This is a genomic window from Rhodococcus sp. NPDC056960 (genome assembly GCF_042674125.1).
Taxonomy (GTDB): domain Bacteria; phylum Actinomycetota; class Actinomycetes; order Mycobacteriales; family Mycobacteriaceae; genus Rhodococcus_F.
Window position 1 is genome coordinate 133237 of sequence record NZ_JBHURF010000005.1, and the last position, 25741, is coordinate 158977.

At 65.4% G+C, this 25741-nt stretch carries 40 protein-coding genes; 6 read left to right on the top strand and 34 right to left on the bottom strand.

Translation table 11 applies throughout. The features are described 5' to 3' along the window. Positions 1 to 6: 6 nt before the first annotated feature. Positions 7 to 1485, bottom strand: a complete 1479-nt coding sequence (gene eccB / locus ACFTWF_RS09720; protein WP_378461016.1) for a type VII secretion protein EccB — start codon at positions 1483 to 1485, stop codon at positions 7 to 9. A gap of 110 nt (positions 1486 to 1595) precedes the next feature. Here eccB and eccE point away from each other — a divergent pair, with 110 nt between their 5' ends. Further along, positions 1596 to 3257: a type VII secretion protein EccE gene (gene eccE / locus ACFTWF_RS09725; protein WP_378461017.1), complete on the top strand. Its 1662-nt coding sequence runs from the start codon at positions 1596 to 1598 to the stop codon at positions 3255 to 3257. On the opposite strand, the gene ACFTWF_RS09730 is transcribed toward eccE, so the two are convergent. The 9 genes from ACFTWF_RS09730 to infA all read right to left on the bottom strand — a co-directional run bounded on the left by ACFTWF_RS09730 (position 3254) and on the right by infA (position 8599). After that, the gene (locus tag ACFTWF_RS09730; RefSeq protein WP_378461018.1) at positions 3254 to 3820 is read right to left on the bottom strand and encodes an NADPH-dependent FMN reductase; all 567 of its coding nucleotides are present in this window, start codon (positions 3818 to 3820) and stop codon (positions 3254 to 3256) included. The two genes, eccE and ACFTWF_RS09730, sit on opposite strands and share 4 nt — an antisense overlap. Positions 3821 to 3868: 48 nt before the next feature. After that, entirely contained in the window at positions 3869 to 4762 is an 894-nt protein-coding gene (gene truA, locus ACFTWF_RS09735; protein ID WP_378461019.1) for a tRNA pseudouridine(38-40) synthase TruA, read from the bottom strand. A 5-nt stretch (positions 4763 to 4767) separates the two neighbouring features. Then, positions 4768 to 5337 carry a 50S ribosomal protein L17 gene (gene rplQ / locus ACFTWF_RS09740; protein ID WP_185728881.1) on the bottom strand — a complete coding sequence of 190 codons (570 nt, stop codon included), beginning with the start codon at positions 5335 to 5337 and terminating at the stop codon, positions 4768 to 4770. Between the two features lie 27 nt (positions 5338 to 5364). Beyond that, positions 5365 to 6426: a DNA-directed RNA polymerase subunit alpha gene (locus ACFTWF_RS09745; protein ID WP_005239684.1), complete on the bottom strand. Its 1062-nt coding sequence runs from the start codon at positions 6424 to 6426 to the stop codon at positions 5365 to 5367. Between the two features lie 116 nt (positions 6427 to 6542). After that, entirely contained in the window at positions 6543 to 7148 is a 606-nt protein-coding gene (gene rpsD, locus ACFTWF_RS09750) for a 30S ribosomal protein S4 (protein WP_005253863.1), read from the bottom strand. 22 nt (positions 7149 to 7170) lie between these two features. Further along, a complete protein-coding gene (gene rpsK / locus ACFTWF_RS09755; RefSeq protein ID WP_005239680.1) occupies positions 7171 to 7584 on the bottom strand; it encodes a 30S ribosomal protein S11 in 414 nt (137 codons plus the stop codon). Next, positions 7584 to 7958 (bottom strand): 30S ribosomal protein S13, encoded by a 375-nt coding sequence (gene rpsM / locus ACFTWF_RS09760; RefSeq protein ID WP_005239677.1) that lies wholly within the window; start codon positions 7956 to 7958, stop codon positions 7584 to 7586. The genes rpsK and rpsM overlap by 1 nt, the downstream gene beginning before the upstream one ends. A gap of 219 nt (positions 7959 to 8177) precedes the next feature. Beyond that, positions 8178 to 8291, bottom strand: a complete 114-nt coding sequence (gene rpmJ / locus ACFTWF_RS09765) for a 50S ribosomal protein L36 (RefSeq protein WP_003938068.1) — start codon at positions 8289 to 8291, stop codon at positions 8178 to 8180. Between the two features lie 86 nt (positions 8292 to 8377). Continuing rightward, on the bottom strand, positions 8378 to 8599 hold the full coding sequence (gene infA, locus ACFTWF_RS09770) for a translation initiation factor IF-1 (protein ID WP_003418601.1): 222 nt from the start codon (positions 8597 to 8599) through the stop codon (positions 8378 to 8380). Positions 8600 to 8865: 266 nt separating this feature from the next. Between infA and dtd the strand changes: the two genes are divergently transcribed. Then, positions 8866 to 9303 carry a D-aminoacyl-tRNA deacylase gene (dtd, locus tag ACFTWF_RS09775; RefSeq protein ID WP_378461020.1) on the top strand — a complete coding sequence of 146 codons (438 nt, stop codon included), beginning with the start codon at positions 8866 to 8868 and terminating at the stop codon, positions 9301 to 9303. Between the two features lie 8 nt (positions 9304 to 9311). On the opposite strand, the gene map is transcribed toward dtd, so the two are convergent. The 24 genes from map to rpsJ form a co-directional block, all read right to left on the bottom strand. Continuing rightward, positions 9312 to 10109: a type I methionyl aminopeptidase gene (gene map / locus ACFTWF_RS09780; RefSeq protein ID WP_378461021.1), complete on the bottom strand. Its 798-nt coding sequence runs from the start codon at positions 10107 to 10109 to the stop codon at positions 9312 to 9314. Beyond that, complete coding sequence (locus tag ACFTWF_RS09785) at positions 10109 to 10654, bottom strand: adenylate kinase (protein WP_185728878.1); 546 nt, start codon at positions 10652 to 10654, stop codon at positions 10109 to 10111. Before ACFTWF_RS09785 ends, map begins: the two co-directional genes overlap by 1 nt. Then, the gene (secY, locus tag ACFTWF_RS09790; RefSeq protein ID WP_378461022.1) at positions 10651 to 11964 is read right to left on the bottom strand and encodes a preprotein translocase subunit SecY; all 1314 of its coding nucleotides are present in this window, start codon (positions 11962 to 11964) and stop codon (positions 10651 to 10653) included. Before secY ends, ACFTWF_RS09785 begins: the two co-directional genes overlap by 4 nt. Positions 11965 to 12155: 191 nt before the next feature. After that, positions 12156 to 12596 (bottom strand): 50S ribosomal protein L15, encoded by a 441-nt coding sequence (gene rplO / locus ACFTWF_RS09795; RefSeq protein ID WP_015889922.1) that lies wholly within the window; start codon positions 12594 to 12596, stop codon positions 12156 to 12158. 2 nt (positions 12597 to 12598) lie between these two features. Continuing rightward, positions 12599 to 12778: a 50S ribosomal protein L30 gene (rpmD, locus tag ACFTWF_RS09800; protein WP_005253859.1), complete on the bottom strand. Its 180-nt coding sequence runs from the start codon at positions 12776 to 12778 to the stop codon at positions 12599 to 12601. After that, entirely contained in the window at positions 12778 to 13434 is a 657-nt protein-coding gene (gene rpsE / locus ACFTWF_RS09805; RefSeq protein WP_005253858.1) for a 30S ribosomal protein S5, read from the bottom strand. Before rpsE ends, rpmD begins: the two co-directional genes overlap by 1 nt. A 37-nt stretch (positions 13435 to 13471) precedes the next feature. Continuing rightward, positions 13472 to 13879, bottom strand: a complete 408-nt coding sequence (gene rplR, locus ACFTWF_RS09810; protein WP_015889921.1) for a 50S ribosomal protein L18 — start codon at positions 13877 to 13879, stop codon at positions 13472 to 13474. A gap of 1 nt (position 13880) precedes the next feature. Further along, on the bottom strand, positions 13881 to 14420 hold the full coding sequence (gene rplF, locus ACFTWF_RS09815) for a 50S ribosomal protein L6 (RefSeq protein WP_185728875.1): 540 nt from the start codon (positions 14418 to 14420) through the stop codon (positions 13881 to 13883). A 14-nt stretch (positions 14421 to 14434) separates the two neighbouring features. Continuing rightward, positions 14435 to 14833 carry a 30S ribosomal protein S8 gene (gene rpsH, locus ACFTWF_RS09820; RefSeq protein WP_005239657.1) on the bottom strand — a complete coding sequence of 133 codons (399 nt, stop codon included), beginning with the start codon at positions 14831 to 14833 and terminating at the stop codon, positions 14435 to 14437. Between the two features lie 150 nt (positions 14834 to 14983). Continuing rightward, positions 14984 to 15169 carry a type Z 30S ribosomal protein S14 gene (locus ACFTWF_RS09825; protein WP_005239644.1) on the bottom strand — a complete coding sequence of 62 codons (186 nt, stop codon included), beginning with the start codon at positions 15167 to 15169 and terminating at the stop codon, positions 14984 to 14986. A gap of 4 nt (positions 15170 to 15173) precedes the next feature. Beyond that, positions 15174 to 15740: a 50S ribosomal protein L5 gene (gene rplE / locus ACFTWF_RS09830; protein WP_005239642.1), complete on the bottom strand. Its 567-nt coding sequence runs from the start codon at positions 15738 to 15740 to the stop codon at positions 15174 to 15176. A 1-nt stretch (position 15741) separates the two neighbouring features. Further along, entirely contained in the window at positions 15742 to 16059 is a 318-nt protein-coding gene (rplX, locus tag ACFTWF_RS09835; protein ID WP_005239640.1) for a 50S ribosomal protein L24, read from the bottom strand. Further along, entirely contained in the window at positions 16059 to 16427 is a 369-nt protein-coding gene (rplN, locus tag ACFTWF_RS09840; protein WP_005239639.1) for a 50S ribosomal protein L14, read from the bottom strand. Before rplN ends, rplX begins: the two co-directional genes overlap by 1 nt. 169 nt (positions 16428 to 16596) lie before the next feature. Then, on the bottom strand, positions 16597 to 16878 hold the full coding sequence (rpsQ, locus tag ACFTWF_RS09845) for a 30S ribosomal protein S17 (RefSeq protein WP_005239638.1): 282 nt from the start codon (positions 16876 to 16878) through the stop codon (positions 16597 to 16599). Then, positions 16875 to 17111, bottom strand: a complete 237-nt coding sequence (gene rpmC, locus ACFTWF_RS09850; RefSeq protein WP_005239637.1) for a 50S ribosomal protein L29 — start codon at positions 17109 to 17111, stop codon at positions 16875 to 16877. The genes rpsQ and rpmC overlap by 4 nt, the downstream gene beginning before the upstream one ends. Beyond that, the gene (gene rplP, locus ACFTWF_RS09855) at positions 17111 to 17527 is read right to left on the bottom strand and encodes a 50S ribosomal protein L16 (RefSeq protein ID WP_005239636.1); all 417 of its coding nucleotides are present in this window, start codon (positions 17525 to 17527) and stop codon (positions 17111 to 17113) included. The genes rpmC and rplP overlap by 1 nt, the downstream gene beginning before the upstream one ends. Before the next feature lie 3 nt (positions 17528 to 17530). Continuing rightward, positions 17531 to 18337 (bottom strand): 30S ribosomal protein S3, encoded by an 807-nt coding sequence (gene rpsC / locus ACFTWF_RS09860; RefSeq protein WP_005239635.1) that lies wholly within the window; start codon positions 18335 to 18337, stop codon positions 17531 to 17533. Next, the gene (rplV, locus tag ACFTWF_RS09865; protein WP_005239634.1) at positions 18337 to 18741 is read right to left on the bottom strand and encodes a 50S ribosomal protein L22; all 405 of its coding nucleotides are present in this window, start codon (positions 18739 to 18741) and stop codon (positions 18337 to 18339) included. Before rplV ends, rpsC begins: the two co-directional genes overlap by 1 nt. Beyond that, positions 18738 to 19019 (bottom strand): 30S ribosomal protein S19, encoded by a 282-nt coding sequence (gene rpsS, locus ACFTWF_RS09870; protein ID WP_003940820.1) that lies wholly within the window; start codon positions 19017 to 19019, stop codon positions 18738 to 18740. Before rpsS ends, rplV begins: the two co-directional genes overlap by 4 nt. A gap of 13 nt (positions 19020 to 19032) precedes the next feature. After that, positions 19033 to 19869 carry a 50S ribosomal protein L2 gene (gene rplB / locus ACFTWF_RS09875; RefSeq protein WP_378461023.1) on the bottom strand — a complete coding sequence of 279 codons (837 nt, stop codon included), beginning with the start codon at positions 19867 to 19869 and terminating at the stop codon, positions 19033 to 19035. A gap of 39 nt (positions 19870 to 19908) precedes the next feature. Further along, positions 19909 to 20214, bottom strand: a complete 306-nt coding sequence (gene rplW / locus ACFTWF_RS09880; RefSeq protein ID WP_005239632.1) for a 50S ribosomal protein L23 — start codon at positions 20212 to 20214, stop codon at positions 19909 to 19911. Continuing rightward, entirely contained in the window at positions 20211 to 20900 is a 690-nt protein-coding gene (gene rplD / locus ACFTWF_RS09885; protein WP_185728874.1) for a 50S ribosomal protein L4, read from the bottom strand. Before rplD ends, rplW begins: the two co-directional genes overlap by 4 nt. Then, positions 20897 to 21553 (bottom strand): 50S ribosomal protein L3, encoded by a 657-nt coding sequence (gene rplC, locus ACFTWF_RS09890; RefSeq protein WP_009479366.1) that lies wholly within the window; start codon positions 21551 to 21553, stop codon positions 20897 to 20899. The genes rplD and rplC overlap by 4 nt, the downstream gene beginning before the upstream one ends. Positions 21554 to 21573: 20 nt before the next feature. Further along, on the bottom strand, positions 21574 to 21879 hold the full coding sequence (gene rpsJ / locus ACFTWF_RS09895) for a 30S ribosomal protein S10 (protein ID WP_003938093.1): 306 nt from the start codon (positions 21877 to 21879) through the stop codon (positions 21574 to 21576). Positions 21880 to 22348: 469 nt separating this feature from the next. Between rpsJ and ACFTWF_RS09900 the strand changes: the two genes are divergently transcribed. From ACFTWF_RS09900 to ACFTWF_RS09915, 4 genes are all read left to right on the top strand, one after another. Then, positions 22349 to 22828 (top strand): hotdog fold domain-containing protein, encoded by a 480-nt coding sequence (locus tag ACFTWF_RS09900; RefSeq protein ID WP_378461024.1) that lies wholly within the window; start codon positions 22349 to 22351, stop codon positions 22826 to 22828. A 286-nt stretch (positions 22829 to 23114) separates the two neighbouring features. Then, the gene (locus tag ACFTWF_RS09905) at positions 23115 to 24083 is read left to right on the top strand and encodes an ATP-binding cassette domain-containing protein (protein ID WP_378461025.1); all 969 of its coding nucleotides are present in this window, start codon (positions 23115 to 23117) and stop codon (positions 24081 to 24083) included. After that, the gene (locus ACFTWF_RS09910) at positions 24080 to 24895 is read left to right on the top strand and encodes an ABC transporter permease (RefSeq protein ID WP_378461026.1); all 816 of its coding nucleotides are present in this window, start codon (positions 24080 to 24082) and stop codon (positions 24893 to 24895) included. The genes ACFTWF_RS09905 and ACFTWF_RS09910 overlap by 4 nt, the downstream gene beginning before the upstream one ends. Then, positions 24892 to 25740 (top strand): ABC transporter permease, encoded by an 849-nt coding sequence (locus tag ACFTWF_RS09915; protein WP_378461027.1) that lies wholly within the window; start codon positions 24892 to 24894, stop codon positions 25738 to 25740. The genes ACFTWF_RS09910 and ACFTWF_RS09915 overlap by 4 nt, the downstream gene beginning before the upstream one ends. Position 25741: the final 1 nt, after the last annotated feature.

Genomic DNA, 25741 nt, shown 5'->3' on the forward strand with positions numbered 1-25741 from the left:
ACCGGCTCAGTTGGACCCCGACGCTACGGCGGCGGGGTCGAGGTCCGGCGCGACCCCGTCGTGTGCGACGAGTGCCGACGACTTCCCCAGCGAGGGGCCCTGTGCCAGGAGGCCGAGAATCTGCCAGGGTGCGAGGGGCTGGACACCGTCGAGTCCCAGCGCCTTGGCGGAGTCACCGTCCGGGATACCGAACCGCACTCCCGTGTCCGCGACGAAGAAGGTGCTGTCCCGTCGGGTGCCGGCGGGCTCGATGCCGGTGGACCGTACGAAACCGCTCGTGCCCGGTTGCACGTACACCGAGTCCGCGTTGTCTCCCGTGCCGTCCGCCTGGGCCAGCTCGACAGCGCGGGCGTCACCGGGAATCGGGAGCGTCCGTCCCGCCATCAGCGACAGTTCGGCCGCCGGACCGCTCGATCCGGTCTCGTCCGGTGCCCGGAGAGGCTTCCAGGTCAGGCAGCTCACGGGACTGTCGGTGGCGTCGACGATCGTGGGCGCCGACTCCGGGAAGCTGTCCACCGCAATCTGTTCGACGGAGGGGATCCGTTTGGTGGCGTCGGGCGCGATGCTCGACATCTCGGTGTCGCCGTGTGAGTCGGACAGGAAGATCAGGTTCGCGACGGCCGAACTGATCTTCTGGATTCCGTCGCGCAGTACCACGTAGTGGGTGGTCTCGGAGCCGATCAGTACCTGGAAGACGGATCCCACGACCTTGTCCTGCAGCGGATACCGGGGGCTGCTCCCGACCCCCGGGATGTCGGGCGCCGCGAGTGGCGGCACCTCGGGGACGGCGTTGACGAGGCCCTTGCTCACCGGGCGCGGCCGAGCCCCCTCGAGGCCGAGCGCCCGGGTGACCGCCGGGTCGTCGAGGTCGATCCTGGCTCGCTTACCGCCATAGATGAGGTACGACGCGTCGGACGTCGACGCGAGCAGCGCCTGATCTCCGCCGAGAGTCCCGCCACCCTCGGAGCCCTCCGTCTCGCCGACGATGACCGATGTTGTGACGGAGTGATTTCCGTCGGCTGCGATCGAGTCGCACACCGTCCACGGGGTCTTCGCCGCGGGATCTCCGGTCGGCAGCGCCGACGGCGCACCGGGGATTCCCACGAGGGCACCGCGGGGACGCGTGTCGAGTTCGGATTCCTTGACGATTACCGGATTCTCGGACTTTCCGACGATGAGCCGGGCGGACGCGAGATTCAGGACGGGACGGAGCGTGTCGCCCATGACGACGAACATCGCTCCCGAATCCTTGCCGACGACGATCGATGCGTCGCCGATCTTGTCCTGCGGGCGGAACAGGGCCAGCGCGGCACACGCGGCGAGTCCGAGCGACGCGATCACGACCCCCACCGCGAGTGCGCGCGACTGTGACCGCATCGGGTCGTGCAACATTCGGACGTCGCGGCGCACCAGAGCGTGCTCCATCCGTCTGACCAGAAAACGATACCCGTTGACCTGCCACCGAGTGGTGGGTGTTACCGCCATCGTTCCTCCCCCTGCCGCGCTGCGCTCGGGGGAGACGATACAGTTCGATCGACAGTATTCACGGTAGACGGGTACGGGTCTGCCGGGTTCAGGTATTCGGGGGAGGAACCATGGACCACTCGCGCGTAACACGGCCGTCGTCACGTCGGTTGTCGTCATTCCGGTTGTCGGCGAACGACATTGTCATTGCGCAGCTTCTGGGTGTGGCAGGCGGGGTCACGGCCTCGCTGTGCGGGCTCGTGTGGTGGGGAGCCGTCGCCGTTGCCGGCGTCCTCGCCCTCGCCGCGCTCGTCCGCGTGGCCGGTTGGTCGAGTGTGGACTGGGCCCGGACCGCGTGGCGGTACGTCACTGCGCCAGGACGGGCGCAGTCGCGGACCGTCAGCTTTCAGTCGCAGACAGGGCAGTCCGTCGGGCTGCGCTGGGACGGCGGGAGCGTGGTTGCCGTCGTCGAGGTCCTTCCGCCTGCGGGGAGCCTCACGCAGATCACCCGCGACGGTTTCCAGACGACGCACGCACTTCCCACCGAGGCGCTCGCCGCATGTCTGGTTCAGCACGACATCTCGCTGAGCGGAATCGACATCGTCAGCCACGGCTACCGTGCCGCTGCCGGCACGCCCGCCACCGACGTGTACGACAGGCTGGTGGGCCCCTTGCCGGCGACCGCGACGCGAATGGTGTGGCTCGCCCTGCGATTCGATGCCACCGGGAGCGTCGCCGCCGTTGCCCGGCGTGGTGGCGGTGAGGACGGCGCCTGCCGCGCGATCACGATCGCGGCGAGCCGGGTGGTGCGCGCACTCGCCGACTCGGGCTGCCGGGCCCGCATTCTCACCGCGCCGGAGATCGAATCCGCCGCACTGCAGATCAGTCGGGGCGTCGATCCGAATACCTTCGAGGAGACGTGGAATCACGCGCCGCTCCCCGGGGTGCGCAACACCGGCTACGGCGTCGACCCGCGGTACCTCACGAAGGATCTGCTCGCGAAACTCTGGGTACCGTCGAGCCTCGGCACCACCGTGACGATCCGTATCCGTCCCAGCGGGAACGCCGGGCACGTGAAGGTCGGTGCGTCCTGCCGGTTGACCACACGGACGATGCCCGAACCGCTCACGATTCCCGGACTCGTCTCGATGCAGGGCCGCCAACGTGAAGGACTGCTGTCCAATCTTCCGATCGCCGTCTCGGAGCTCGACAGCGCGATGCCGTTGTCCGACTTCCCCGCGGAAGAATTGGGCGCGCTCCACCTGCCCCCGGCGGGGTGCGGACAGCTCATCGGCTCCGACGACCACGGCCACGGAATCACCGCCCGGATCGCAGGTCCCGGAGTCGGCACGGTCTACGTGGCGGGCGAATTGTATCTCGCACAGCAACTGGTGTTCCGTGCCATTGCCACGGGCGCGCGCGTGCTCATCCACACCGATCGGCCCGAGGCGTGGTCCTCACTGATCGATTCCATCGCCACACCCGACCGGCTTCGCATCGCCGGTCACAATCCGCAGTCCGACAACAGGTTCAACACCGTCGTGTTCGACGGCGTCGACGCGCTACCGCCCCGCGCCGGCGTCACTGCGATCTACCTGTACCCGGAGCCCAGTCAGTGGCCCGGCGCCGAACCGGACCTCTCCATCGTCCAGCCGGACGCGATGGGCGACCGCATCCTGCTGTCGACCGGCGGCACGAGCATCGAACTGATGCTGGTCACCATCTCGTCCGAGACAGCGTTCATCGGACGACCCCGCGCTGTCGACGAGCATCAGCCCGCGCACCGGCACTAACCCGGATACGGGATGCGCGCGCGCTGGGCTCGGGTGGCGTCGGCCCACCACACCAACTCCGCGAGCATGCGGTCCGCCGAGTCGACGGCAGCGCCGTCCGAGGTCTGCCCCGCGTCGTCGAATCTCTTGCGCACCTGGTGGAAACTCACGCTCTGCCGCACCGACACCATGTGGAGTTCAGCCACCACCTGACGCAGTTGCTCGGTCGCTCGCAGGCCGCCGGACAACCCGCCGTAGGACACGAATCCGATGGGCTTCGTGCGCCATTCGTGTTTGACGCTGTCGAACGCGGTCTTGAGCGCTGCCGGGTATCCGTGGTTGTACTCGGACGTGACGATGACGAACGCGTCGGCTCGCCCCACCCGCTCCCGGAACGCGTCCGTGGCCGGGGATGCGCCGAGATCCTGTGGCAACGCGGCGTCGGCCAGATCGATGATTCCGACGTCGAGTCCCGGGTAGGCGCGGGCGCGTTCGGCGAACCAGCGGGTGACGACCGGAGCGATCCGGCCGACCCTGACCGACCCGACGACGATCTCGATCCGGACGGGCTCGACTGCGGTCATGAACAGGCTCCTTCTTCCGGGACGATGTGTGCTGTCGACGATCGGCGTTCAGTCGCCGCAGCAGCCGCCCGGCACGGTGCGGACGTCTCGGGTGATCCGATTGCGTGCGGCCAGGTCGGCGTCGTCCGGGTAGTCGACGCGCACCAGGGACAGTCCGTGCGCGGGGGCGACCAGGATCGAACTCGACCGCGACGTCTCACGGAGCAGAGCTTCGATCCAGTCGAGGTCGCGGCGCCCCTCCCCCACCGCGAGAACCGCGCCGACGAGACTGCGCACCATCGACCAGCAGAACGCGTCCGCGCTGACGAAGGCGGTGAACACGTCGCCGTCGCGCTCCCAGTCGAAACGCTGGAGGTCGCGGACCGTGGTGGCGCCTTCGCGGCGTTTGCAGAACGCCGCGAAGTCGTGCAGCCCCAGCAATGTCGCGGATGCCGCGTGCATGAGTTCGAGATCGAGAACCTTCGGATACGACACGGTGTCCCGGGCTCGCAGCGGTTCGGCACCGTAGGCCGCGGCCGTGAGACGGTACTCGTAGTGCCTGCGCATCGCGGAGAACCGCGCGTCGAAGTGCTCCGGCGCGAACGAGATCCGCTTGATGCGCACGTCCTTCGGGAGGAACCGCGCGAGGCGGCGGACCAGCCGGGACGGATCGTCCGGCAGGGCGTCGACCGGGACGTCGACGTGCGCCACCTGACCGGTGGCGTGCACCCCGGCATCCGTCCGTCCCGCGACCGTGAGCTGCAACGGTGTGCGCAGGACGGCGCCGAGTTTCTCCTCGATCTCCCCGCACACCGTGCGCAGGCCGTTCTGGCGGGCCCACCCGGAGAAATCGGTTCCGTCGTAGGAGATGTCCAGCCGGAGACGGGTGGTCTCATACGAAACGGGCCCGCCGTCCCTCTCGGGGACGACGGGCTCGTTCGATTCAGCGTGTGCCGAAACCAAGGGGACTAGTCCTTCTTGGCCTCTTCGGCCTCGGGAGCGTCGGCCGCGGTGGCGGACTCGTCCTCGATGGCCTCGACGACGGCGTCAGCGTTCTCGACCTCGGCGTCGGTAGCCTCGGCCTCGACGGCCTCGACGACGTTCTCCTCGGCGGGAGCAGCAGCCGGCGCATCCTGCGAAGCCTTCACGCGACGAGCGCGGTCGGCCTCGGACGTGACGGTCTTCTCCTTGACGAGCTCGATGATCGCCATCGGCGCGTTGTCGCCCTTGCGGGGGACCGTCTTGATGATGCGGGTGTAGCCGCCGTCACGATCGGCGTAGAACGGGCCGATCTCCGCGAACAGGGTGTGCACGACATCCTTGTTGCGGATGACCTTCAGAACCTCGCGACGGTGAGCCAGGGTTCCGGCCTTGGCGTGCGTGACGAGCTTCTCGGCGTACGGGCGCAGGGCCTTGGCCTTGGACTCCGTGGTGGTGATGCGGCCGTGCTCGAAGAGCGCGGTAGCCAGATTGGCGAAGATCGCCTTCTGGTGCGAAGCCGACCCGCCGAAGCGGGCACCCTTCTTGGGCTTGGGCATGATGATCTCCTAGTAAAGGACCGTGAGCTACAGCTGTTCGGTCTCGGCGTAGTCCTCGGTGCCCTCGGCATCACCGAAGGAACCGGCGTCCGTGTCGCTCCACGTTCCGGTGGCGGCGTCGTAGCCGGCAACGGTGGTGGGATCGAAGGACGCGGGGCTGTCCTTGAGGGCCAGGCCGAGCGAATGCAGCTTGACCTTCACCTCGTCGATGGACTTCTGTCCGAAGTTGCGGATGTCGAGCAGATCGGACTCGGTACGGCCGACAAGCTCACCGACGGTGTGAACACCTTCGCGCTTGAGGCAGTTGTAGGAACGGACCGTCAGGTCCAGGTCCTCGATGGGCAGTCCGAACGAAGCAATGTGATCGGCCTCGGCGGGCGAGGGTCCGATCTCGATGCCTTCTGCTTCGACGTTCAGCTCACGGGCCAGGCCGAAGAGCTCAACCAGGGTCTTGCCCGCCGAAGCGAGCGCGTCCCGAGCGGTGATGGAGTTCTTGGTTTCCACGTCGAGAACGAGCCGATCGAAGTCGGTGCGCTGTTCGACGCGGGTGGCCTCCACCTTGTAGGTGACCTTGAGCACCGGCGAGTAGATCGAGTCGACCGGGATACGGCCGATCTCTGCGCCGGACGCCTTGTTCTGGACGGCGGGGACGTAGCCGCGACCGCGCTCGACGACGAGCTCGATCTCCAGCTTTCCCTTGTCGTTCAGGGTGGCGATGTGCAGATCCGGGTTGTTCACGGTGACGCCGGCCGGGGGCACGATGTCGCCTGCTGTCACAGCGCCGGGGCCCTGCTTGCGGACGTACATGGTGACCGGCTCGTCCTCTTCGGAGCTCACGACGAGACCCTTGAGGTTCAGGATGATGTCGGTGACATCTTCCTTCACACCGGGAACTGTGGTGAACTCGTGCAGAACGCCGTCGATGCGGATGCTCGTGACGGCCGCGCCGGGAATCGACGAGAGCAGCGTGCGACGGAGCGAGTTGCCGAGGGTGTACCCGAAGCCTGGCTCGAGGGGCTCGATGACGAACTTCGAGCGATTGTCAGCGATGACCTCTTCGGTCAGCGTGGGTCGCTGAGAAATGAGCATTGGATTTCCTCCTGTACGGGCGTCCGCTATTTGACGCCCACGATGGGAAAGGCACTTCGTGCCCGTGCGCCTTTCCGGTAGTCGAAACAACCAGAAAGGCGCACGGGCCGACAGGCCTACTTCGAGTAGTACTCGACGATGAGCTGTTCCTGCAGAGGAACGTCGATCTGCGCACGCTCGGGAAGCTGGTGAACCAGAACCCGGAGACGTCCACCGACAACCTGCAGCCAACCCGGGATCGGGCGATCGCCCTGGGTCTCGCGCGCAACCTGGAAGGGAAGCGTGGACAGCGACTTCTCCTTGACATCGATGATGTCGTACTGGGAGACGCGGTAGCTGGGGATGTCGACCTTCTTGTTGTTCACAAGGAGGTGGCCGTGGGTGACCAGCTGACGGGCCTGGCGGCGAGTGCGAGCCAGTCCGGCGCGGTACACGACGTTGTCGAGACGCGACTCCAGGATGCGGAGCAGGTTCTCACCGGTCTTACCGGGGCGGTTGTTCGCCTCCTTGTAGTACAGGCGGAACTGCTTCTCCATGACGCCGTAGGTGAAGCGAGCTTTCTGCTTCTCCTGCAGCTGGAGCAGGTACTCGCTCTCCTTGATCCGCGCGCGGCCGTGCTGGCCCGGCGGGTAGGGACGACGCTCGAACGCCTGGTCGCCTCCAACGAGGTCGACGCGCAGACGACGCGACTTGCGGGTGATGGGTCCGGTATAACGTGCCATTTTTTTCTACCTATCCTTCCCGCTAGACCCGACGCCGCTTGGGCGGACGGCAGCCGTTGTGCGGCTGGGGGGTGACATCGGAGATGGTGCCGACCTCGAGGCCTGCGGCCTGAAGCGAGCGGATCGCGGTCTCACGGCCGGAGCCGGGGCCCTTGACGAAGACGTCGACCTTCTTGACACCGTGCTCCTGCGCCTTGCGGGCTGCGTTCTCTGCGGCCAGCTGGGCGGCGAACGGGGTCGACTTGCGCGAACCCTTGAAGCCGACGTGTCCCGAGGACGCCCAGGAAATCACGTTTCCGGCGGGGTCCGTGATGGACACGATGGTGTTGTTGAACGTGCTCTTGATGTGAGCGGCGCCGTGCGGGACGTTCTTCTTGTCCCTGCGACGCGCCTTCTGGGTCTTCTTCGGACCGGTGCTACGTGACTTGGGGGGCATTACTTCGCCTTCTTCTTGCCGGCAATGGTGCGCTTCGGACCCTTACGGGTGCGGGCGTTGGTCTTGGTGCGCTGACCACGCACGGGCAGACCACGACGGTGGCGCAGGCCCTGGTAGCAGCCGATCTCGATCTTGCGTCGGATGTCGGCCTGGACCTCGCGGCGAAGGTCACCCTCGACCTTCAGCGACTCCTCGATGTACTCGCGGAGCTTGGCCAGATCCTCGTCCGAGAGATCCTTGCTCCGCAGATCCGGGCTGACGCCGGTAGCGTCCAGGATCTCCTTGGAGCGGGTACGGCCGATGCCGTAGATGTAAGTAAGTGCGATCTCCATCCGCTTTTCACGGGGAAGATCGACACCTGCGAGACGTGCCATGTCGGCATTCCTATCGGTGTGCGGAGGTCTGCTCCCAGTCCATCCCCTGTGCCTCTTCAAACGTCGGCGGTCTCGCGACCGGCAATGCTTCAACTAACTCAGTGGGGCCCCGGCCTCCGTGCCGGGGGTGAACCAGTACCTGCTCGAAAGCCGTAGCACTGGCTGGTGCTGGGAGGTCATCTTTGCTTGTTGCCAAGCAGATCCTCGAAAAGCGGAGATCTAGCCCTGACGCTGCTTGTGGCGCAGGTTCTCGCAGATCACCATGACCCGGCCGTTACGACGGATCACCTTGCACTTCTCGCAGATCTTCTTGACGCTCGGCTGAACCTTCACGTCTTCTGATCTCCTGTTTTGTGGCAGCCCACTACGCAGATCCGCAGCGGACGTACTTCTCCCCGACCTGGTCGGGCGGGGAAGTTTTACTTGTACCGGTAAACGATGCGTCCGCGCGACAAGTCGTAGGGCGAGAGCTCTACGACAACGCGATCTTCCGGGAGGATGCGAATGTAGTGCTGACGCATCTTTCCGCTGATGTGGGCGAGAACCTTGTGGCCGTTCTCGAGCTCAATGCGGAACATCGCATTGGGCAACGGCTCGACTACTCGTCCCTCGACCTCGATGGCCCCGTCTTTCTTAGCCATATCCTCCGCGATCCATGTGGTTTGGCGTGCTTCTTGCATCTGTTTCCGTTACCGTGGCGCCCAATGGGATCTTCACCGGCCGAAACATGAACAATCCGGATCAGGTCCGGCACTGGGCACGCAGACAACCGGCACGCATAGCGCACCGTTGATCCATGTTACGGGAAATTGCTCACCAGGCCAAATGCGGTCCCTGACGGACCTGCGGACCATCCCCGGAATCCCTCGTCCGAAGCACCCCGGCCCCCTATTCGAAGGATGTGTGCGTGCGCGCCCTGGTACAGCGAGTGACGTCCGCGTCGGTTCGGGTGGACGGCACGGAGGTCGGGCGGATCTCTCCCCCGGGCGGCGGTCACGGGTTGCTCGTTCTGGTCGGGGTCACCCACACGGACGACGCGGCGAAGGCGGCGCTGCTCGCGAGGAAGGTGTGGACCATGCGCATTCTGGAGAACGAGCAGTCCGCGGCCGATCTCGACGCGCCGATCCTGGTCGCCAGCCAGTTCACCCTGATGGCGGACACTCGGCGCGGCCGGCGACCGTCCTGGTCGGCCGCCGCGCCGAGGCCCGTGGCGGAACCACTGGTGGAGGAGTTCACCGGCGCCCTGCGGGGACTGGGCGCGACGGTCGAGACGGGCGTGTTCGGCGAACACATGGAGATCAGCCTCGTCAACGACGGACCGGTGACTCTGCTGATCGACGTGTAGCCGGCGCGCTACTCCGGCCGCAGGGTGAGGATGCGCGGTCCGTCCTCGGTGACGGCGACCGTGTGCTCCCAGTGCGCGGCACGGGTGCCGTCCGTGGTGACGACGGTCCAATCGTCTTCGAGGACAACGGTGTCGGTGGTGCCGAGGGTCAACATCGGTTCGATCGCCAGCACGGAACCGACCACCAGTTGGGGGCCCTTGCCCGGAGCGCCCTCGTTGGCGAGGAACGGTTCCATGTGCATTTCCCGGCCGATGCCGTGACCGCCGTACCCGTCGACGATGCCGTACTTGCGGTCGTGCTTCGCTTCGGCGGCCCGGGTGCCCAGCTCGATGGCGTGGGACACGTCGGTCAGCCGGTTGCCGGGCAGCATCGCGGCGATCCCCGCCTCCATGGACAGCCGCGTGGCCTCGCTCAGCTGCTGGTCCGCCTCGATGATGTCTCCGACGCCGAACGTCCACGCGGAGTCGCCGTGCCAGCCGTCGAGGATGGCACCGCAGTCGATGGAGACGAGGTCTCCCTCGGCGAGAATGTCTTCCACCGAGGGGATCCCGTGCACCACACGGTCGTTGACGGACGAACAGATCGACCCGCTGAACCCGTGGTAGCCCTTGAACGACGGCACGGCGCCGGCGCCGCGGATGACCGACTCCGCCACCTCGTCGAGCTCGAGCGTGCTCACACCCGGCTTCGCCGCATCGCGAACCGCCACCAGAGCCGCGCCGACGATGGCGCCGGCGGCGGCCATCGCGTCGAGCTCACCGGCGGTCCGGAACGGAACGACCTTGCGCTTACGCCCGAAGCCCATTACTTACCCAGCGCTCCCAGTGCGCGAGCATTGACCTCGTCGACCTCACCCAGGGCGTCGACGGTCACCAGCTGCTCCTTGTAGTAGTCGAGCAGCGGCGCAGTCTCCTCGCGGTACACCCGGAGACGGTTGCGGATGACGTCTTCCTTGTCGTCGGCGCGGCCGCGGGCCAGCATCCGCTCGACCACGACGTCCTCGTCGACGACGAAGGAGAGCACGGCGTCCAGCTTGGTGTTCTGCTCGGTCAGGATCGCTTCGAGCGCCTGAGCCTGGTCGACGGTCCGGGGGAAACCGTCGAGGAGGAAGCCGTTGGCGGCGTCCGGCTCGGCGACCCGGGCCTTCACCATGTTGTTGGTGATTTCGCTGGGAACCAGGTCTCCGGCATCCAGGTACTTCTTCGCTTCGAGGCCCAGGGGCGTGGCCTGGCCGATGTTCGCGCGGAACAAGTCGCCCGTCGAGATGTGGGGGACGCCGAGCTTCTCGGACAGGATCGCGGCCTGGGTGCCCTTGCCTGCACCGGGAGGACCAAGGAGGACAAGTCTCACTTGAGGAACCCTTCGTAGTTACGTTGCATCAATTGACTTTCGATCTGCTTGACCGTGTCCAGGGCGACGCTGACGAGAATCAGCACAGCGGCACCACCGAAGATGCTGCTGGAGGTCTGGCCACCGGACAGGAAGAAGTGGGGCAGCACCGCGATCAGGCCCAGGTAGATCGAGCCGGGAACGGTGATGCGGTTGAGCACGTAATTCAGGTAGTCCGCGGTGGGGCGACCCGGGCGGATACCGGGGATGAAGCCGCCGAACTTCTTCATCTCGTCGGCGCGCTCTTCCGGATTGAACGTGATCGCGACGTAGAAGAACACGAAGAACACGATCAGTGCGAAGTAGATGGCGATGTACACCGGGTTGTTGGGATTCACCAGGTACTCGTTGATGATCCGCTGCCACCAGCTGGGATCGGCCGACGACGTGGCGCCGGTGAGCTGCGCGATGAGGTTCGGCAGGTACAGCAGCGACGACGCGAAGATGACCGGGATGATGCCGGCCTGGTTGACCTTGAGTGGCAGGTACGTGGACGAACCGCCGTACATCTTGCGGCCGACCATGCGCTTCGCGTACTGCACCGGGATGCGCCGCTGTCCCTGCTCGACGAAGACGACTCCGGCGATGATGGCGAGCGCCACGACGCAGACGATCGCGAAGATCAGTCCCCCACGGCTGTCGAGGATGGCCTTGCCCTCGGACGGCAGACGGGACGCGATACCCGAGAAGATGAGCAGCGACATGCCGTTGCCGACGCCGCGCTCGGTGATGACCTCACCGAACCACATGACCAGCGCTGCACCGGCCGTCATGACCAGCACGATGATCACGAGGCCGAAGATGCTCTTGTCGGCGATGATCTCTTCCTGGCACCCCTGCAGCAGCTGACCGCGTGACGCGAGCGCCACGATGCCGGTGGCCTGCAGGATCGCCAGCGCGACCGACAGGTACCGCGTGTACTGCGTCATCTTCGCCTGGCCGGACTGGCCTTCCTTCCGAAGTTCCTCGAACTTCGGAATGACGACCGTCAACAGCTGGACGATGATGCTGGCCGTGATGTACGGCATGATGCCGATCGCGAAGATGGACAGCTGGAGTAGCGCACCACCCGAGAACAGGTTGATCAGCGAGTAGATACCCGCGGAATCGCCACCCGACAGCTGATCGACACACGCGCGGACGTTGCCGTAGTCGACGCCCGGCGACGGAATCACGGCACCGATGCGATAGAGCGCAACGAGACCGAGCGCGATGAGGATCTTCCGCCTCAGGTCCGGGGTCCTGAGGGCCGAGACGAAGGCGGAAAGCAAAGATCCTCCTGGCACGACGGTGGGGAGACGAAGTCGAAAGCAGACTTGTCCGTGAATGAACTCTAGAACTCTAACAGTGGCAACTGAACGCACAGTTGGGAGACCTGCGGCAGTGCCGCCCGTACAGCCGCAAATGGCCGCAGTACAGCGAAAGGCTGTACTGCGGCCATCTACTGGCTAGCGGTGATAGCTCACAGCTCGGTGGCGGTACCACCGGCAGCAGCGATCTTCTCCTTGGCGGAGCCGGTGAACTTGTCGACCGTCACCTGGACGGCGACAGTCAGGTCACCGTCGCCGAGAACCTTGACGAGCTGGTTCTTGCGAACGGCACCCTTGGCAACGAGGTCCTCGACCGTGACCTGTCCACCCTCGGGGAACAGACGGGCGATGTCGCCGACGTTGACGACCTGGTACTCGGTGCGGAACGGGTTGGTGAAACCCTTGAGCTTGGGCAGACGCATGTGCAGCGGCATCTGTCCACCCTCGAAGGCGGCGGGCACGTTCTTGCGGGCCTTGGTGCCCTTCGTGCCGCGGCCTGCGGTCTTACCCTTGGAACCTTCACCACGACCGACGCGAGTCTTCTCGGTCTTGGCTCCCGGCGCGGGGCGCAGGTGATGCAGTTTGATGGTCATGGTTAGACCTCCTCAACTGTGACGAGGTGGCGCACCACGTTGATCAGACCGCGGTTCTGGGCATTGTCCTCGCGGACAACCGTCTGACGGATGCCCTTCAAGCCGAGGGTGCGCAGCGAGTTCCGCTGGTTCTGCTTGGTACCGATGGTGCTCTTGATCTGAGTGACCTTGAGTTCGGCCATTACTTCACGCTCCCAGCCTGTGCGCGCGCACGCAGCATGCCGGCAGGGGCAACGTCCTCGAGGGCGAGACCGCGGCGAGCGGCAACTTCCTCGGGGCGCTGCAGGCCCTTGAGCGCAGCGACGGTCGCATGCACAACATTGATGGCGTTGTCGCTACCGAGCGACTTCGACAGAATGTCGTGGATGCCGGCGCATTCCAGCACGGCACGCACCGCGCCACCGGCGATGACACCGGTACCGGGGCTTGCCGGACGCAGCATGACGACGCCTGCTGCGGCCTCACCCTGAACCGGGTGCGTGATGGTGCTGCCGATCATCGGAACGCGGAAGAAGCTCTTCCGAGCCTCCTCGACGCCCTTCTGGATGGCCGCAGGAACTTCCTTGGCCTTGCCGTAGCCGACGCCGACCAGTCCGTTGCCGTCGCCCACGATCACCAGAGCGGTGAAGCTGAAGCGACGACCACCCTTGACGACCTTCGACACGCGGTTGATCGTGACGACGCGCTCGATGTGGTTCGACTTCTCGGCCGACTGTCCGCCGCGACGATCGTCGCGACCGCCACCACGACGGTCGCCGCCGCCGCGGTTGTCCCCCGTGTTGGGGCCATTCTGTCCGGCGGGTCCGCTTCCGCCGTCACGCCTCTGACGTCCCGGCATCAGGCTGTCCTTCCGTTCATGTACTCGGTCTTGGTCATCAGAACTTCAACCCGCCTTCGCGAGCTGCGTCCGCAAGGGCCGCGATGCGACCGTGGTAGCCGTGTCCGCCGTGGTCGAACACGACGGTCTCGACACCGGCGGCCTTCGCGCGCTCGGCGATCAGCTGACCGACCTTCGCACTGAGGGCCTTCTTGTCGCCGTCCGCTGCACGCACGTCGGCCTCGGTGGTCGACGCCGCGGCCAGGGTGTGGCCCGCGAGGTCGTCCACCAGCTGGACGTGGATGTGGCGGGAGGACCGGTTGACGACCAGGCGGGGACGCTCGGGCGTGCCGGAGACCTTCTTGCGGAGACGGAAGTGACGACGCACCTTCGACAGGCGACGCTTCGTGGACGCATCCTTGCCGAGCGGAATCCGCTTGGCTTTCTGGTTTGCAGTCTGGCTCATATCACTTACCCGTCTTTCCGACCTTGCGGCGGATCTGCTCACCCTCGTAACGCACGCCCTTACCCTTGTACGGGTCCGGACGGCGGAGACGACGGATGTTGGCCGAGATCTGCCCGACCTTCTGCTTGTCGATGCCCGACACCGAGAACTTGGTGGGCGACTCGACCGCGAAGGTGATGCCTTCCGGAGCCTCGATCGGGACCGGGTGGCTGTAGCCGAGTGCGAACTCGAGGTCCTTGCCCTTGAGGGCAACGCGGTAACCGACGCCGTGAATCTCCATCTTGGTGGTGTAACCGTCGGTGACACCGGTGATGAGGTTCTGCACCAGGGTGCGAGACAGACCGTGCAGCGCACGGCTGCGACGCTCGTCGTCCGGACGCGTCACGCTGAGCGTGCCGTCGTCGTTCTTCGCAATGGCAATCGGCTCGGCGACCGTCAGGGCGAGCGTGCCCTTGGGTCCCTTGACCGTGACGTCCTGGCCGTCGATCGAGACGTCGACGCCGCCGGGGACGGTGACGGGAATCTTTCCAATACGCGACATTGTGGTGGCCTCCCTTACCAGACGTAGGCGAGGACTTCCCCGCCCACTCCTTGATTGGCCGCCTGGCGATCGGTGAGCAGGCCGGTGGACGTGGAAATGATCGCCACGCCGAGGCCGCCCAGAACCTTGGGCAGGTTGGTGGACTTCGCGTACACACGCAGACCGGGCTTGGAGACGCGACGCACGCCGGCAAGGCTGCGCTCACGGCTCGGGCCGTACTTCAGGTCGACGATGAGGGTCTTGCCCACCTCGGCGTCTTCGGTGCGGTAGTCGGCGATGTAACCCTCGCGCTTGAGGATCTCGGCGATGTTCGCCTTGATCTTCGAGTGGGGCAACTTCACCTCATCGTGGTACGCCGTGTTGGCGTTGCGCAGACGCGTCAAGAAGTCTGCGATGGGGTCGGTCATGGTCATGAGGTTGACCTCTACCTTTCTCACAACGGTTCCCTCTGCCGAATCCGGCGCAGGCCTATCGCGAAGTAGGTCTTACGTTTCCCGGTTCGAGGTTACGAACCGGAAGTCTGTGGGGTGACGCCGTCGCCGCGAGGCGACGGCGTCACCGGCTCACCAGGAGCTCTTGTGAACGCCGGGCAGCTCGCCGGCGTGCGCCATCTCGCGGACGCAGATTCGGCACAGGCCGAACTTGCGGAACACCGAGTGCGGACGGCCGCAGCGCTGGCAGCGGGTGTAGGCGCGCACCGCGAACTTGGGCTTCTTGTTGGCCTTGTTGACCAATGCCTTCTTAGCCATTAGCTCAGTTCTCCTTGAACGGGAAGCCGAGGTGCTTCAGCAGGGCACGGCCTTCTTCGTTGTTGGTCGCGGTGGTCACCACGGTGATGTCCATGCCGCGCGGGCGGTCGATCTTGTCCACGTCGATCTCGTGGAACATCGACTGCTCGTTCAGGCCGAACGTGTAGTTGCCGTTGCCGTCGAACTGGTTGCCCGACAGGCCGCGGAAGTCCCTGATGCGGGGAAGCGCGACGGACACGAGACGGTCCAGGAACTCCCACATGCGGTCGCCACGCAGCGTGACGCGGGCACCGATCGGCATTCCCTCGCGGAGCTTGAACTGCGCGATGGACTTGCGGGCCTTGCGGATCTCGGGCTTCTGACCGGTGATCAGAGCGAGGTCGTTGACGGCACCGTTGATCAGCTTGGCGTCGCGAGCGGCATCACCGACACCCATGTTGACGACAACCTTGACGACGCCGGGGATCTGCATCACGTTGGCGTAGTCGAACTCGGTGTTCAGCGCAGCCTTGATCTCCTCGCGGTAGCGAGTCTTCAGGCGCGGCTGGATCTTGTTCTCAGTGGAGGTCATGTCAGATGTCCTTCCCGTTCTTCCGGGAAATCCGAACGCGCTTGCCGGACTCTTCGTCGGTCCGGTAGCCCACGCGAGTGGGGTTGCCGTCCGAGTCGACGACCGCGACGTTGGAAACGTGGATCGGGGCTTCCTGCGTGACGATGCCGCCGGAGGAAGCTCCGCGCTCGTTCGCGGAAACCGCGGTGTGCTTCTTGATGCGGTTCACGCCTTCGACGAGGACCTTGTTGGTCGCGGGGTAGGCCTGAATGACCTTGCCCTTCGCGCCCTTGTCCTTGCCGGCGATGACCAGCACGGTGTCACCCTTGTGCACCTTCATCACAGCACCTCCGGGGCGAGCGAGACGATCTTCATGAACTTCTTCTCACGCAGCTCACGGCCGACGGGGCCGAAGATGCGGGTGCCACGGGGATCGTTGTCCGGCTTGATGAGGACGGCGGCGTTCTCGTCGAACTTGATGTACGAACCGTCCGGACGGCGACGTTCCTTGGTGGTACGGACGATGACGGCCTTGACGACCTCGCCCTTCTTGATGTTTCCACCCGGGATGGCGTCCTTGACGGTGGCGACGATGATGTCGCCGATCCCGGCGTAACGGCGAGACGAACCACCGAGAACGCGGATGCAGAGAATCTCCTTGGCACCCGTGTTGTCGGCGACGCGCAGCCGCGACTCCTGCTGAATCACTTACTTCTCCTTGACCTGGACTGTTGCACGGCAGATTTCCGACCCGACGTGCGCGGTCTGCACCCGTGCCCTGCGAGAGGGGCCACCCTGGTGGGCGGCACAACGGTGGGGTTGCCGTGCGTCGGCCGCAAGGCAACCCCACCATTGTACCGGATACATTATTCGGTTCTTACTTGGCCTTCTCGAGGACCTCGACGAGACGCCAGTGCTTGGTCGCGGACAGCGGACGGGTCTCCATCAGCTGCACGCGGTCACCGATGCCTGCGACGCCGTTCTCGTCGTGCGCCTTCACCTTGCTGGTGCGCCGGATGATCTTGCCGTAGAGCGGGTGCTTGACCCGGTCCTCGAGCTCGACCACGATCGTCTTCTCCATCTTGTCGGAGACGACGTATCCGGTGCGGACCTTGCGGCTGCCGCGCTCTTCAGTGCTCACTGCTTTTTCCTCACTCATGCCGCGTCACCTGCGTCCGGACCAACGGCCAGCCCGAGCTCACGCTCACGCAGAACGGTGTAGATACGCGCGATCTCGTGACGAACGGTACGAAGTCGACGGTTGTTGTCCATCTGACCCGTGGCCATCTGGAAACGAAGGTTGAACAGCTCTTCCTTCGACTCACGAAGCCGGGTGACCAGCTCTTCTTCGGTGAGCTCGCGGAGCTCTGCGGCTGGGGTTCCAGTAGCCATCAGAACTGCTCCTCCCTTGTCACGATCCGGCACTTGCAGGGGAGCTTGTGCATCGCGCGGCGCAGGGCCTCACGAGCGATCTCCTCGTTGGGGTAGCTCATCTCGAACATCACGCGACCAGGCTTGACGTTCGCGATCCACCACTCGGGCGAACCCTTACCGGAACCCATGCGGGTTTCGGCCGGCTTCTTGGTGAGGGGGCGATCCGGGAAGATGTTGATCCAGATCTTGCCGCCACGCTTGATGTGCCGGGTCATGGCGATACGAGCGGACTCGATCTGCCGGTTGGTGATGTAGGCGGGCTCGAGAGCCTGGATGCCGTAATCACCGAAGGTCACCTGGGTTCCACCCTTGGCGGCACCCGAACGGCTCGGATGGTGCTGCTTGCGGTGCTTGACCCGCCGTGGGATCAACATGCGTCAGCCCTCCTTCTGTTCAGTCGTAGCGGGTGCATCGGCGGTGGCGGTCGCTGCGCGGCCGGCCTCGGTGCTGGTCGCGGTGGTGCCGGTGGCACCGGAACGACGGGGGCGGCTCGGACGCTCACGACGCGGGCGGTCGCCTGCGGGAGCAGCCACGTTGGCGGCGAGCTCACGCTTGCCACCGACGATGTCGCCCTTGTAGATCCAGACCTTCACGCCGATGCGGCCGAAGGTGGTCTTGGCCTCGTAGAGGCCGTAGTCGATGTCCGCACGAAGCGTATGCAGCGGCACACGGCCTTCGCGGTAGAACTCCGACCGGGACATCTCGGCGCCGCCGAGACGACCGGAGCACTGAACGCGGATTCCCTTGACGTTGGGCTGACGCATGGCCGACTGGATGGCCTTGCGCATCGCGCGACGGAAGGCGACACGGTTCGAGAGCTGCTCGGCGACACCCTGTGCGACGAGCTGAGCCTCGGCCTCGGCGTTCTTGACCTCGAGGATGTTCAGCTGGACCTGCTTGCCGGTCAGCTTCTCGAGCTCGGAACGGATGCGATCGGCTTCGGCGCCGCGGCGACCGATGACGATACCCGGGCGGGCGGTGTGGATGTCCACACGCACACGGTCACGGGTGCGCTCGATCTCGACCTTCGCGATGCCCGCGCGCTCCATGCCGGTGGCCAGGAGCTTACGGATCGCGACGTCTTCCTTGACGTATTCCGCGTACTGCTTGTCTGCGTACCAGCGAGACTTCCAGTCGGTGGTGATGCCGAGGCGGAAGCCGTGCGGGTTGATTTTCTGGCCCACTACTGAGCACTTCCCTTCCGGCGATTACGGGTCGATGTTCCGGTCTTCGGCAGGCTCTCCACGATCACGGTGATGTGACTGGTGCGCTTGCGGATACGGAACGCACGTCCCTGTGCACGCGGCTGGAACCGCTTGAGGGTCGCGCCCTCGTCCACGAACGCCGTGGCGACGACAAGCGTGCTCGGGTCGAGGTCGAGGTTGTTCTCGGCGTTGGCTGCTGCGGAGGCGATCACCTTGGCGACCGGCTCGCTCGCTGCCTGCGGCGCGAACTTCAGGATGTTCAGGGCGTCTTCAACCGAACGCCCGCGGACCAGGTCCACAACGCGACGCGCCTTCATCGGCGTGACGCGCACGTGGCGCGCTACTGCCTTGGCGGTCGGGTTGGCGGTTTCGGTGTTGCTCATCGCCTCTTCGCCTTCCGATCATCCTTGATGTGACCCTTGAACGTGCGGGTCGGTGCAAACTCTCCGAGCTTGTGTCCGACCATCGAGTCGGAAACGAACACGGGGACGTGCTTGCGGCCGTCGTGAACCGCAAACGTGTGGCCGATGAAGTCCGGGATGATCGTGGAACGACGGGACCAGGTCTTGATGACCTGCTTGGTTCCCTTCTCGTTCTGCACGTCCACCTTCGCGAGGAGGTGGTCATCGACGAACGGGCCCTTCTTGAGGCTGCGTGGCATCCTTCACTCCCTCCTAGCGCTTGTTCTTGCCGGTACGGCGACGACGGACAATGAGCTTGTCGCTCGCCTTGTTCTTGCGGGTGCGGCCCTCGGGCTTGCCCCACGGGCTGACCGGGTGGCGACCACCGGAGGTCTTACCCTCACCACCACCGTGCGGGTGGTCGACCGGGTTCATCACGACACCACGGACGGTCGGGCGCTTGCCCTTCCAGCGCATACGGCCGGCCTTGCCCCAGTTGATGTTCGACTGTTCGGCGTTGCCGACCTCACCGATCGAGGCGCGGCAGCGAACGTCGACGCGACGGATTTCGCCGGACGGCATACGCAGCGTGGCGTAGGTGCCTTCCTTACCGAGCAGCTGGATGCTGGATCCGGCCGAGCGGGCCATCTTGGCGCCGCCACCCGGGCGCAGTTCCACCGCGTGGATGGTGGTACCCGTCGGGATGTTGCGCAGGGGCAGGTTGTTGCCGGGCTTGATGTCGGCGCCGGCACCGGACTCGACCGGTGCTCCCTGGAACAGGCCCTTGGGGGCGATGATGTAGCGCTTCTCGCCGTCCGCGTAGTGCAGCAGGGCGATACGCGCGGTGCGGTTGGGGTCGTACTCGATGTGAGCGACCTTGGCCGGCACGCCGTCCTTGTCGTTGCGACGGAAATCGATCAGCCGGTAGGCGCGCTTGTGTCCGCCACCCTTGTGCCGGGTGGTGATGCGACCGTGTGCGTTACGTCCACCGCGTCCGTGGAGCGGGCGAATCAGCGACTTCTCGGGGGTCGACCGAGTGATCTCGGCGAAGTCCGAGACGCTCGAGCCACGACGGCCCGGGGTTGTCGGCTTGTACTTACGGATTGCCATGAGTCTTCTCGTCCTCTATGTCTCGTCAAGTCCCGGCGCTTACGCGACCGGTCCTCCGAAGATCTCGATGGGCTTGCTGTCGGCCGAGAGGGTCACGAGCGCGCGCTTGGTGTCCTTGCGCTTGCCGTAACCGAACCGGGTCCGCTTGCGCTTGCCCTGACGGTTGGCGGTGTTGACGCTGGTCACGGTGACGCCGAAGATCTTCTCGACGGCAATCTTGATCTGCGTCTTGTTCGAGTCCGGGTGCACCAGGAAGGTGTAGGTGCCTTCCTCGATCAGTCCGTAGGACTTCTCGGAGATGACCGGGGCGAGCAGGATGTCGCGGGGATCGGCGATGGTGCTCACTTGCCCTCCTCCTTGTTCTCTTCCTGGGCGGTCTCGGCGGGCCCGTGGATGAACGCGTTCAGAGCCTCGACGCTGAACACGACGTCATCGCTGTTGAGCACGTCATAGGTGTTGAGCTGGTCGGGTGCGATGGGGTGCACGCCGTCCAGGTTCTGCACGCTCTTCCAAGCGGCGACGTCCGCGCGGCCGACGACGAGCAGGACCTTCTTGCGATCCGAGATCTCGCCGAGGAACGTGCGGGCAGACTTCGTGGACGGAGTCTGACCGGCGACCAGTTCGGTGATCACGTGGATGCGCTCGTTACGGGCCCGGTCGGAGAGGGCTCCGCGCAGGGCGGCGGCCTTCATCTTCTTGGGGGTCCGCTGCGAGTAGTCGCGCGGCTGCGGGCCGTGGACGGTGCCACCACCGGCGAACTGCGGCGCACGGGTCGAGCCCTGACGAGCGCGGCCGGTGCCCTTCTGGCGGTACGGCTTCTTGCCACCGCCGCGAACCTCGCCGCGGGTCTTGGTGGCGTGGGTGCCCTGACGTGCAGCAGCGAGCTGCGCGACGACAACCTGGTGGAGAAGCGCGATGTTGGCAGGCGCGTCGAAGATCTCCGCGGGGAGATCGACGGTGCCGTTGGTCTTGCCGCCGGCGACCTTGACGTCCAGCGTCAGCTTGGTCGTCGATGTCTCGGTGCTGGTCATGCTCGTGCACCACCCTTCACTGCACTCTTGACGATCACGAGGCCACCCTTGCGGCCGGGGATCGCACCCTTGATCAGCAGCAGGCCGTTCTCGGCGTCCACCTTGTGAACGGAGAGGTTCTGCGTCGTGATGCGGTCGCTACCCATGCGGCCGGACATGCGCATGCCCTTGAACACGCGGCCCGGAGTGGCGCAACCACCGATGGAACCGGGGCGACGGTGCACGGCCTGTGCACCGTGCGACGCACCCTGACCGGCGAAGCCGTGGCGCTTCATGGTTCCGGCGAAGCCCTTACCCTTGCTGGTTCCGGTGACGTCGACGTAGGCGCCGTCCTCGAAGACCTCGGCGGTAAGTTCCTGGCCGACCTCGTACTCCGAGGTGTCGGCAACGCGGAGCTCCACAACGTGACGGCGCGGGGTGACGCCGGCCTTGGCGAACTGGCCGGAAGTCGGCTTGTTCACCTTGCGCGGGTCGATGGCGCCGAACGCGAGCTGCACGGCGCTGTAGCCGTCACGCTCTTCGGTACGAATCTGGGTCACGACGTTCGGTCCGGCCTTCACGACGGTGACCGGAACGACCCGGTTGTTCTCGTCGAAGACCTGGGTCATGCCGAGCTTGGTGCCCAGGATTCCCTTGATCTTGGTATCAGTCATTGTTTTTGTCTCCGCCGCGCTCACTGAATGTTGACGTCGACGCTGGCCGGAAGGTCGATGCGCATGAGCGCGTCAACCGTCTTGGGCGTCGGGTCGAGGATGTCGATAAGCCGCTTGTGAGTACGCATCTCGAAGTGCTCGCGCGAGTCCTTGTACTTGTGCGGCGAGCGGATGACGCAGTACACGTTCTTTTCGGTCGGCAACGGCACGGGTCCAACGACGCGGGCCCCGGTACGGGTCACCGTCTCGACGATCTTGCGCGCTGACGCGTCGATCGCCTCATGGTCGTAGGCCTTGAGCCTGATGCGGATCTTCTGTCCCGCCACGCTTAGTGTCCTTTTCTTGCCGCGTTTCGTAGTCCCACCCGAGTCGGGCCGAACTACCTCGTCTGCACAGTCCCTTGCCTGGGCCGCAACTGTCCGAACGCTAGGCGACCGGGACACACCCGATCCGCTGCCGCTGTTCATCTGTCATGGTTCTCCGGTACACGCGGTCGGGCGTGTCGCCCTCCCACTCATTCTCCGACCCGGAACTTTTCAGCTGTTCGGGCCGGGAACGCGCACCGGATGCACTCGTTTCGAGTGCCAGTAGGTACTGCTTCCGTCTTGCATGTGGCCGCGAGCAGGTCATTTAAGACTTACTGCGCGACGTTTCACCCCACCTGTTTCGGGCCGCAAACGATCGCGTCCCAGACAAGGCAACCCGACCAGTATGCCGTACCGGGCGAAAGACTTCAAACCCGGTCGCATCACTCCCTCGCCGCCGTGTATCTTACTTCGGAGTAAGATGCACGGCATGACCCTTTCCCCGAGTCCCACGTACTCCGCGTGGCAGAAGCTCCCCGACAACGCGCTCGGACACGCCCTCTTCTCCGTCGGCATGTGCCTGCGCGTCCCGTACTTCGGCTCGGTGCTCCCCCGCGTCGTCGAGATGCGGCCGGGCCGTTGCGAAGTCCGCGCACCGAAGTGGTGGGGCGTCCGCAACCATCTGGGCACGTTCCACGCGATCGCCGCGTGCAACCTCGCCGAAGCCGCCATGGGCATGCTGTCCGAGGCGACCGTCCCCTCCACTCACCGGTGGATCCCCAAGTCGATGACGGTCGACTACCTCGCCAAGGCGAACGGGCCGCTGCGCGCCGTCGCCGCACTGACGGAACTGCCGGACTTCGGCGCGATCACCGAGGGCGCCGACGTCGTCGTGCCCGTGCGCATCTTCGACGGCCAGGGGGTCGAGGTGGTTCACGCCGACATCACGACGTGGGTCACCCGGCGGTAGGCGAGGGTCGCCGCGAGGAACTCATGTCGTAGCTCACATTCCTTCCCGGCGCCTCTCGCTGCCGGACCGAATTGCAGTGTGCCTCTTCCTAGGAACCGGAACCTCGACGTAGCTCACGAGATCCGGCGGGGCAGGGCTCTCCCCGCCGTGGTCGCCGGGGTCGAAGTGGTACAGGTGTCCGGTAATGATCGCGTCGCCGTCCGCTCCCGTTACAGAAGTTTTCCGGGGGCGCGAGGGTGTTCGCCGGTCTGCCTTGATCGCCATCCTCGCGTGACATACTCGGGACATGCCTGCACCTGACACCGCCGTTCTTGTCGAGGGAATCGAGAAATCCTTCGGTGACGTCGCTGCGTTGCGGGGCGTGAGTTTCGAGGTGCCCCGCGGCACGGTTCTAGGCATCCTGGGCCCCAACGGGGCGGGGAAGACCACGACCGTCAATGTTTTGTCCACACTGCTCCGGCCCGATGCGGGCCGGGCATTCGTCGCCGGGCACGACGTCGTCCAGGAGGCGGCCGACGTCCGTCGCAGCATCATGATGACCGGCCAGTACGCAGCACTCGACGAGTCGCTGACCGGCCGCGAGAATCTGGTGCTCTTCGGCCGGCTGATGGGTCTGCCCAAGGGTGCGGCGAAGGCGCGCGCGCAGGACCTGCTGTCCCAATTCGATCTACTCGACGCCGGCGACCGGAAGGTGTCCGGTTACTCCGGCGGTATGCGACGACGCGTCGACATCGCCTGCGGTCTGGTGATCCGCCCCGAGGTCGTATTCCTCGACGAGCCGACCACCGGGCTCGATCCCCGCAGCCGCCAAGGCGTGTGGTCGCTCGTCTCCGCGCTGAAGGAGCAGGGCATCACGATCCTGTTGACCACCCAGTACCTGGAGGAGGCCGACCTCCTGAGCGACAACATCGTCGTGATCGACAAGGGCACCGTGATAGCCGAGGGCACGGCCGACGAATTGAAGGCGCGCACCGGCGGAAGCTACTGCGAAGTGGTCCCGGTCAGCCTCGACGACCTGCCGCGCATCCGGGAGATCCTCACGAACCTGTGCCCACCCGGACGGGTCATCGAGGAAGGCCCCGACCGGTTGTCGATCCCCGCGGAACACGGCGCCCAGACCCTGGCCGAGGTGCTGCGTCGCCTCGACCTCGCGGAGGTGACGCTCGCCGACATCGCCCTGCGGCGGCCGTCGCTCGACGACGTGTTCCTCTCGCTCACCGGTCACGTCCGCGTCGACGAGAGTCTGCCGTCGTGACGGCCCCCGCCCAGCTCGGGTTCGACAGCACATTCGAGGGCAGACACCGTCGACCGCATCCGTCGAGCATCCAGCAGTGGATCGCGCTGTCGCAGCGGAACCTGCACACGATGTGGGTCTTCGGTCAGTTCTTCATCGCGGTGCTCGCCCCGCTCATCTTCACGGTCGGCTTCTATCTGCCGCTGCGCCTGGTGATGAAGTTCCAGGGCATCGATTACGCCCAGTTCGTCATGCCGATCATCATCCTGCAGGCCATGGCGTTCACCGCGATCTCGGCGGCACACCGGGCGGCCACCGAGGCGTCGAACGGCATGAACTCGCGGTTCCAGACGATGCCGATCGCGGCCGGGGTCCCGTTGGCCGCGCGCATGACCGCCTGCCTCGTGCACTCGACGATCTCGCTGATCGCCGCCATCGGCTACGGATATGCGATCGGGTTCCGGTTCTCCGGCGGAGCCGGGCTGACCGCGGCGTTCTGCGGGTTGGCGATGCTGATCGGATTCACCCTCACCACGGGGGCCGACGCCCTCGGCACACTCACGAAGAGCCCCGAGGTGACCAGTCAGGCACTGACACTCCCCCAGCTGATTCTCGGCATGTTCTCCTCCGGCTTCGTTCCGGTCACGCAGTTCCCCGAATGGGCACAGGGTTTCGTGCGAAATCAACCGATCTCGCAATTCTCCTCGTCCCTGCGTGCCATGACGGACGGGACGATCACGTTTCAGCTCCTGACCCCCACGCTGCTGTGGTGTGCGGGGTTGGCGCTCGTCTTCATCCCGTTGTCGATCTGGTCGAATGTGAGGCGCGGATGACCACCGAGTACCGATCCGACACACCGGCGACGGTGACCTTTCCCGAGGTGATCGAACCCCACCCGGAGAATTCCTTCGCCGCCCTGTTCTCGCACAGCCTGTTGCAGACCAGGCGCCTGTTGCTGCGCTGGGCACGCGACCCGTACACCATGCTCCAGGCGATCGTGTACCCGTCGCTCATGCTGCTGATGTTCTGGGCGGTGCTCGGGATCTCGATCACCAAGGCCACCGGGGTCAACAGCGTGTTCGGCACCGTTCCGATGATCACGCTCGTCGGCGCGATGTTCGGTTCCATCGCGGGCGGACTGTCACTGAAGAAGGAATGGGCGGACGGGCTCCTCAGCCGGTTCTGGGTGCTACCCGTGCACCGCGCGTCGGGCCTCCTCAGCCGGCTCATGGCGGAATCCGTGCGGATCGTGCTCACCACGGTGCTGATCATCGCCGTCGGGTTCGCCATCGGATTCCGGTTCAACCAAGGCGTTCTCGCCGGGATTGCGCTGATGCTGGTGCCCCTGCTGTTCGGGGTGAGTTTCGCGACGATGGTGACCGCCCTCGCCGTCAACGCGGCGAAGGCTCCCCTCGTCGAACTCCTCTCCCTGCTGTGCACCCTCCTGTTGTTCTTCAACTCGGGGTTCGTGCCCACCGGCGCCTACCCGACCTGGCTGCAGCCGTTCGTGGAGAACCAGCCGATGTCGTGTGCGATCGACGCGATGAAGGGACTGTCGATGGGCGGGCCCGTCGCGGAACCTCTCATCAAGGCCGTCGCATGGTCGGTGGCCGGGTTGCTGATCTTCACCTACCCCGCGGTACGTGGCTATCGGCGGGCGGCGGGCACCCCGGCGTAAC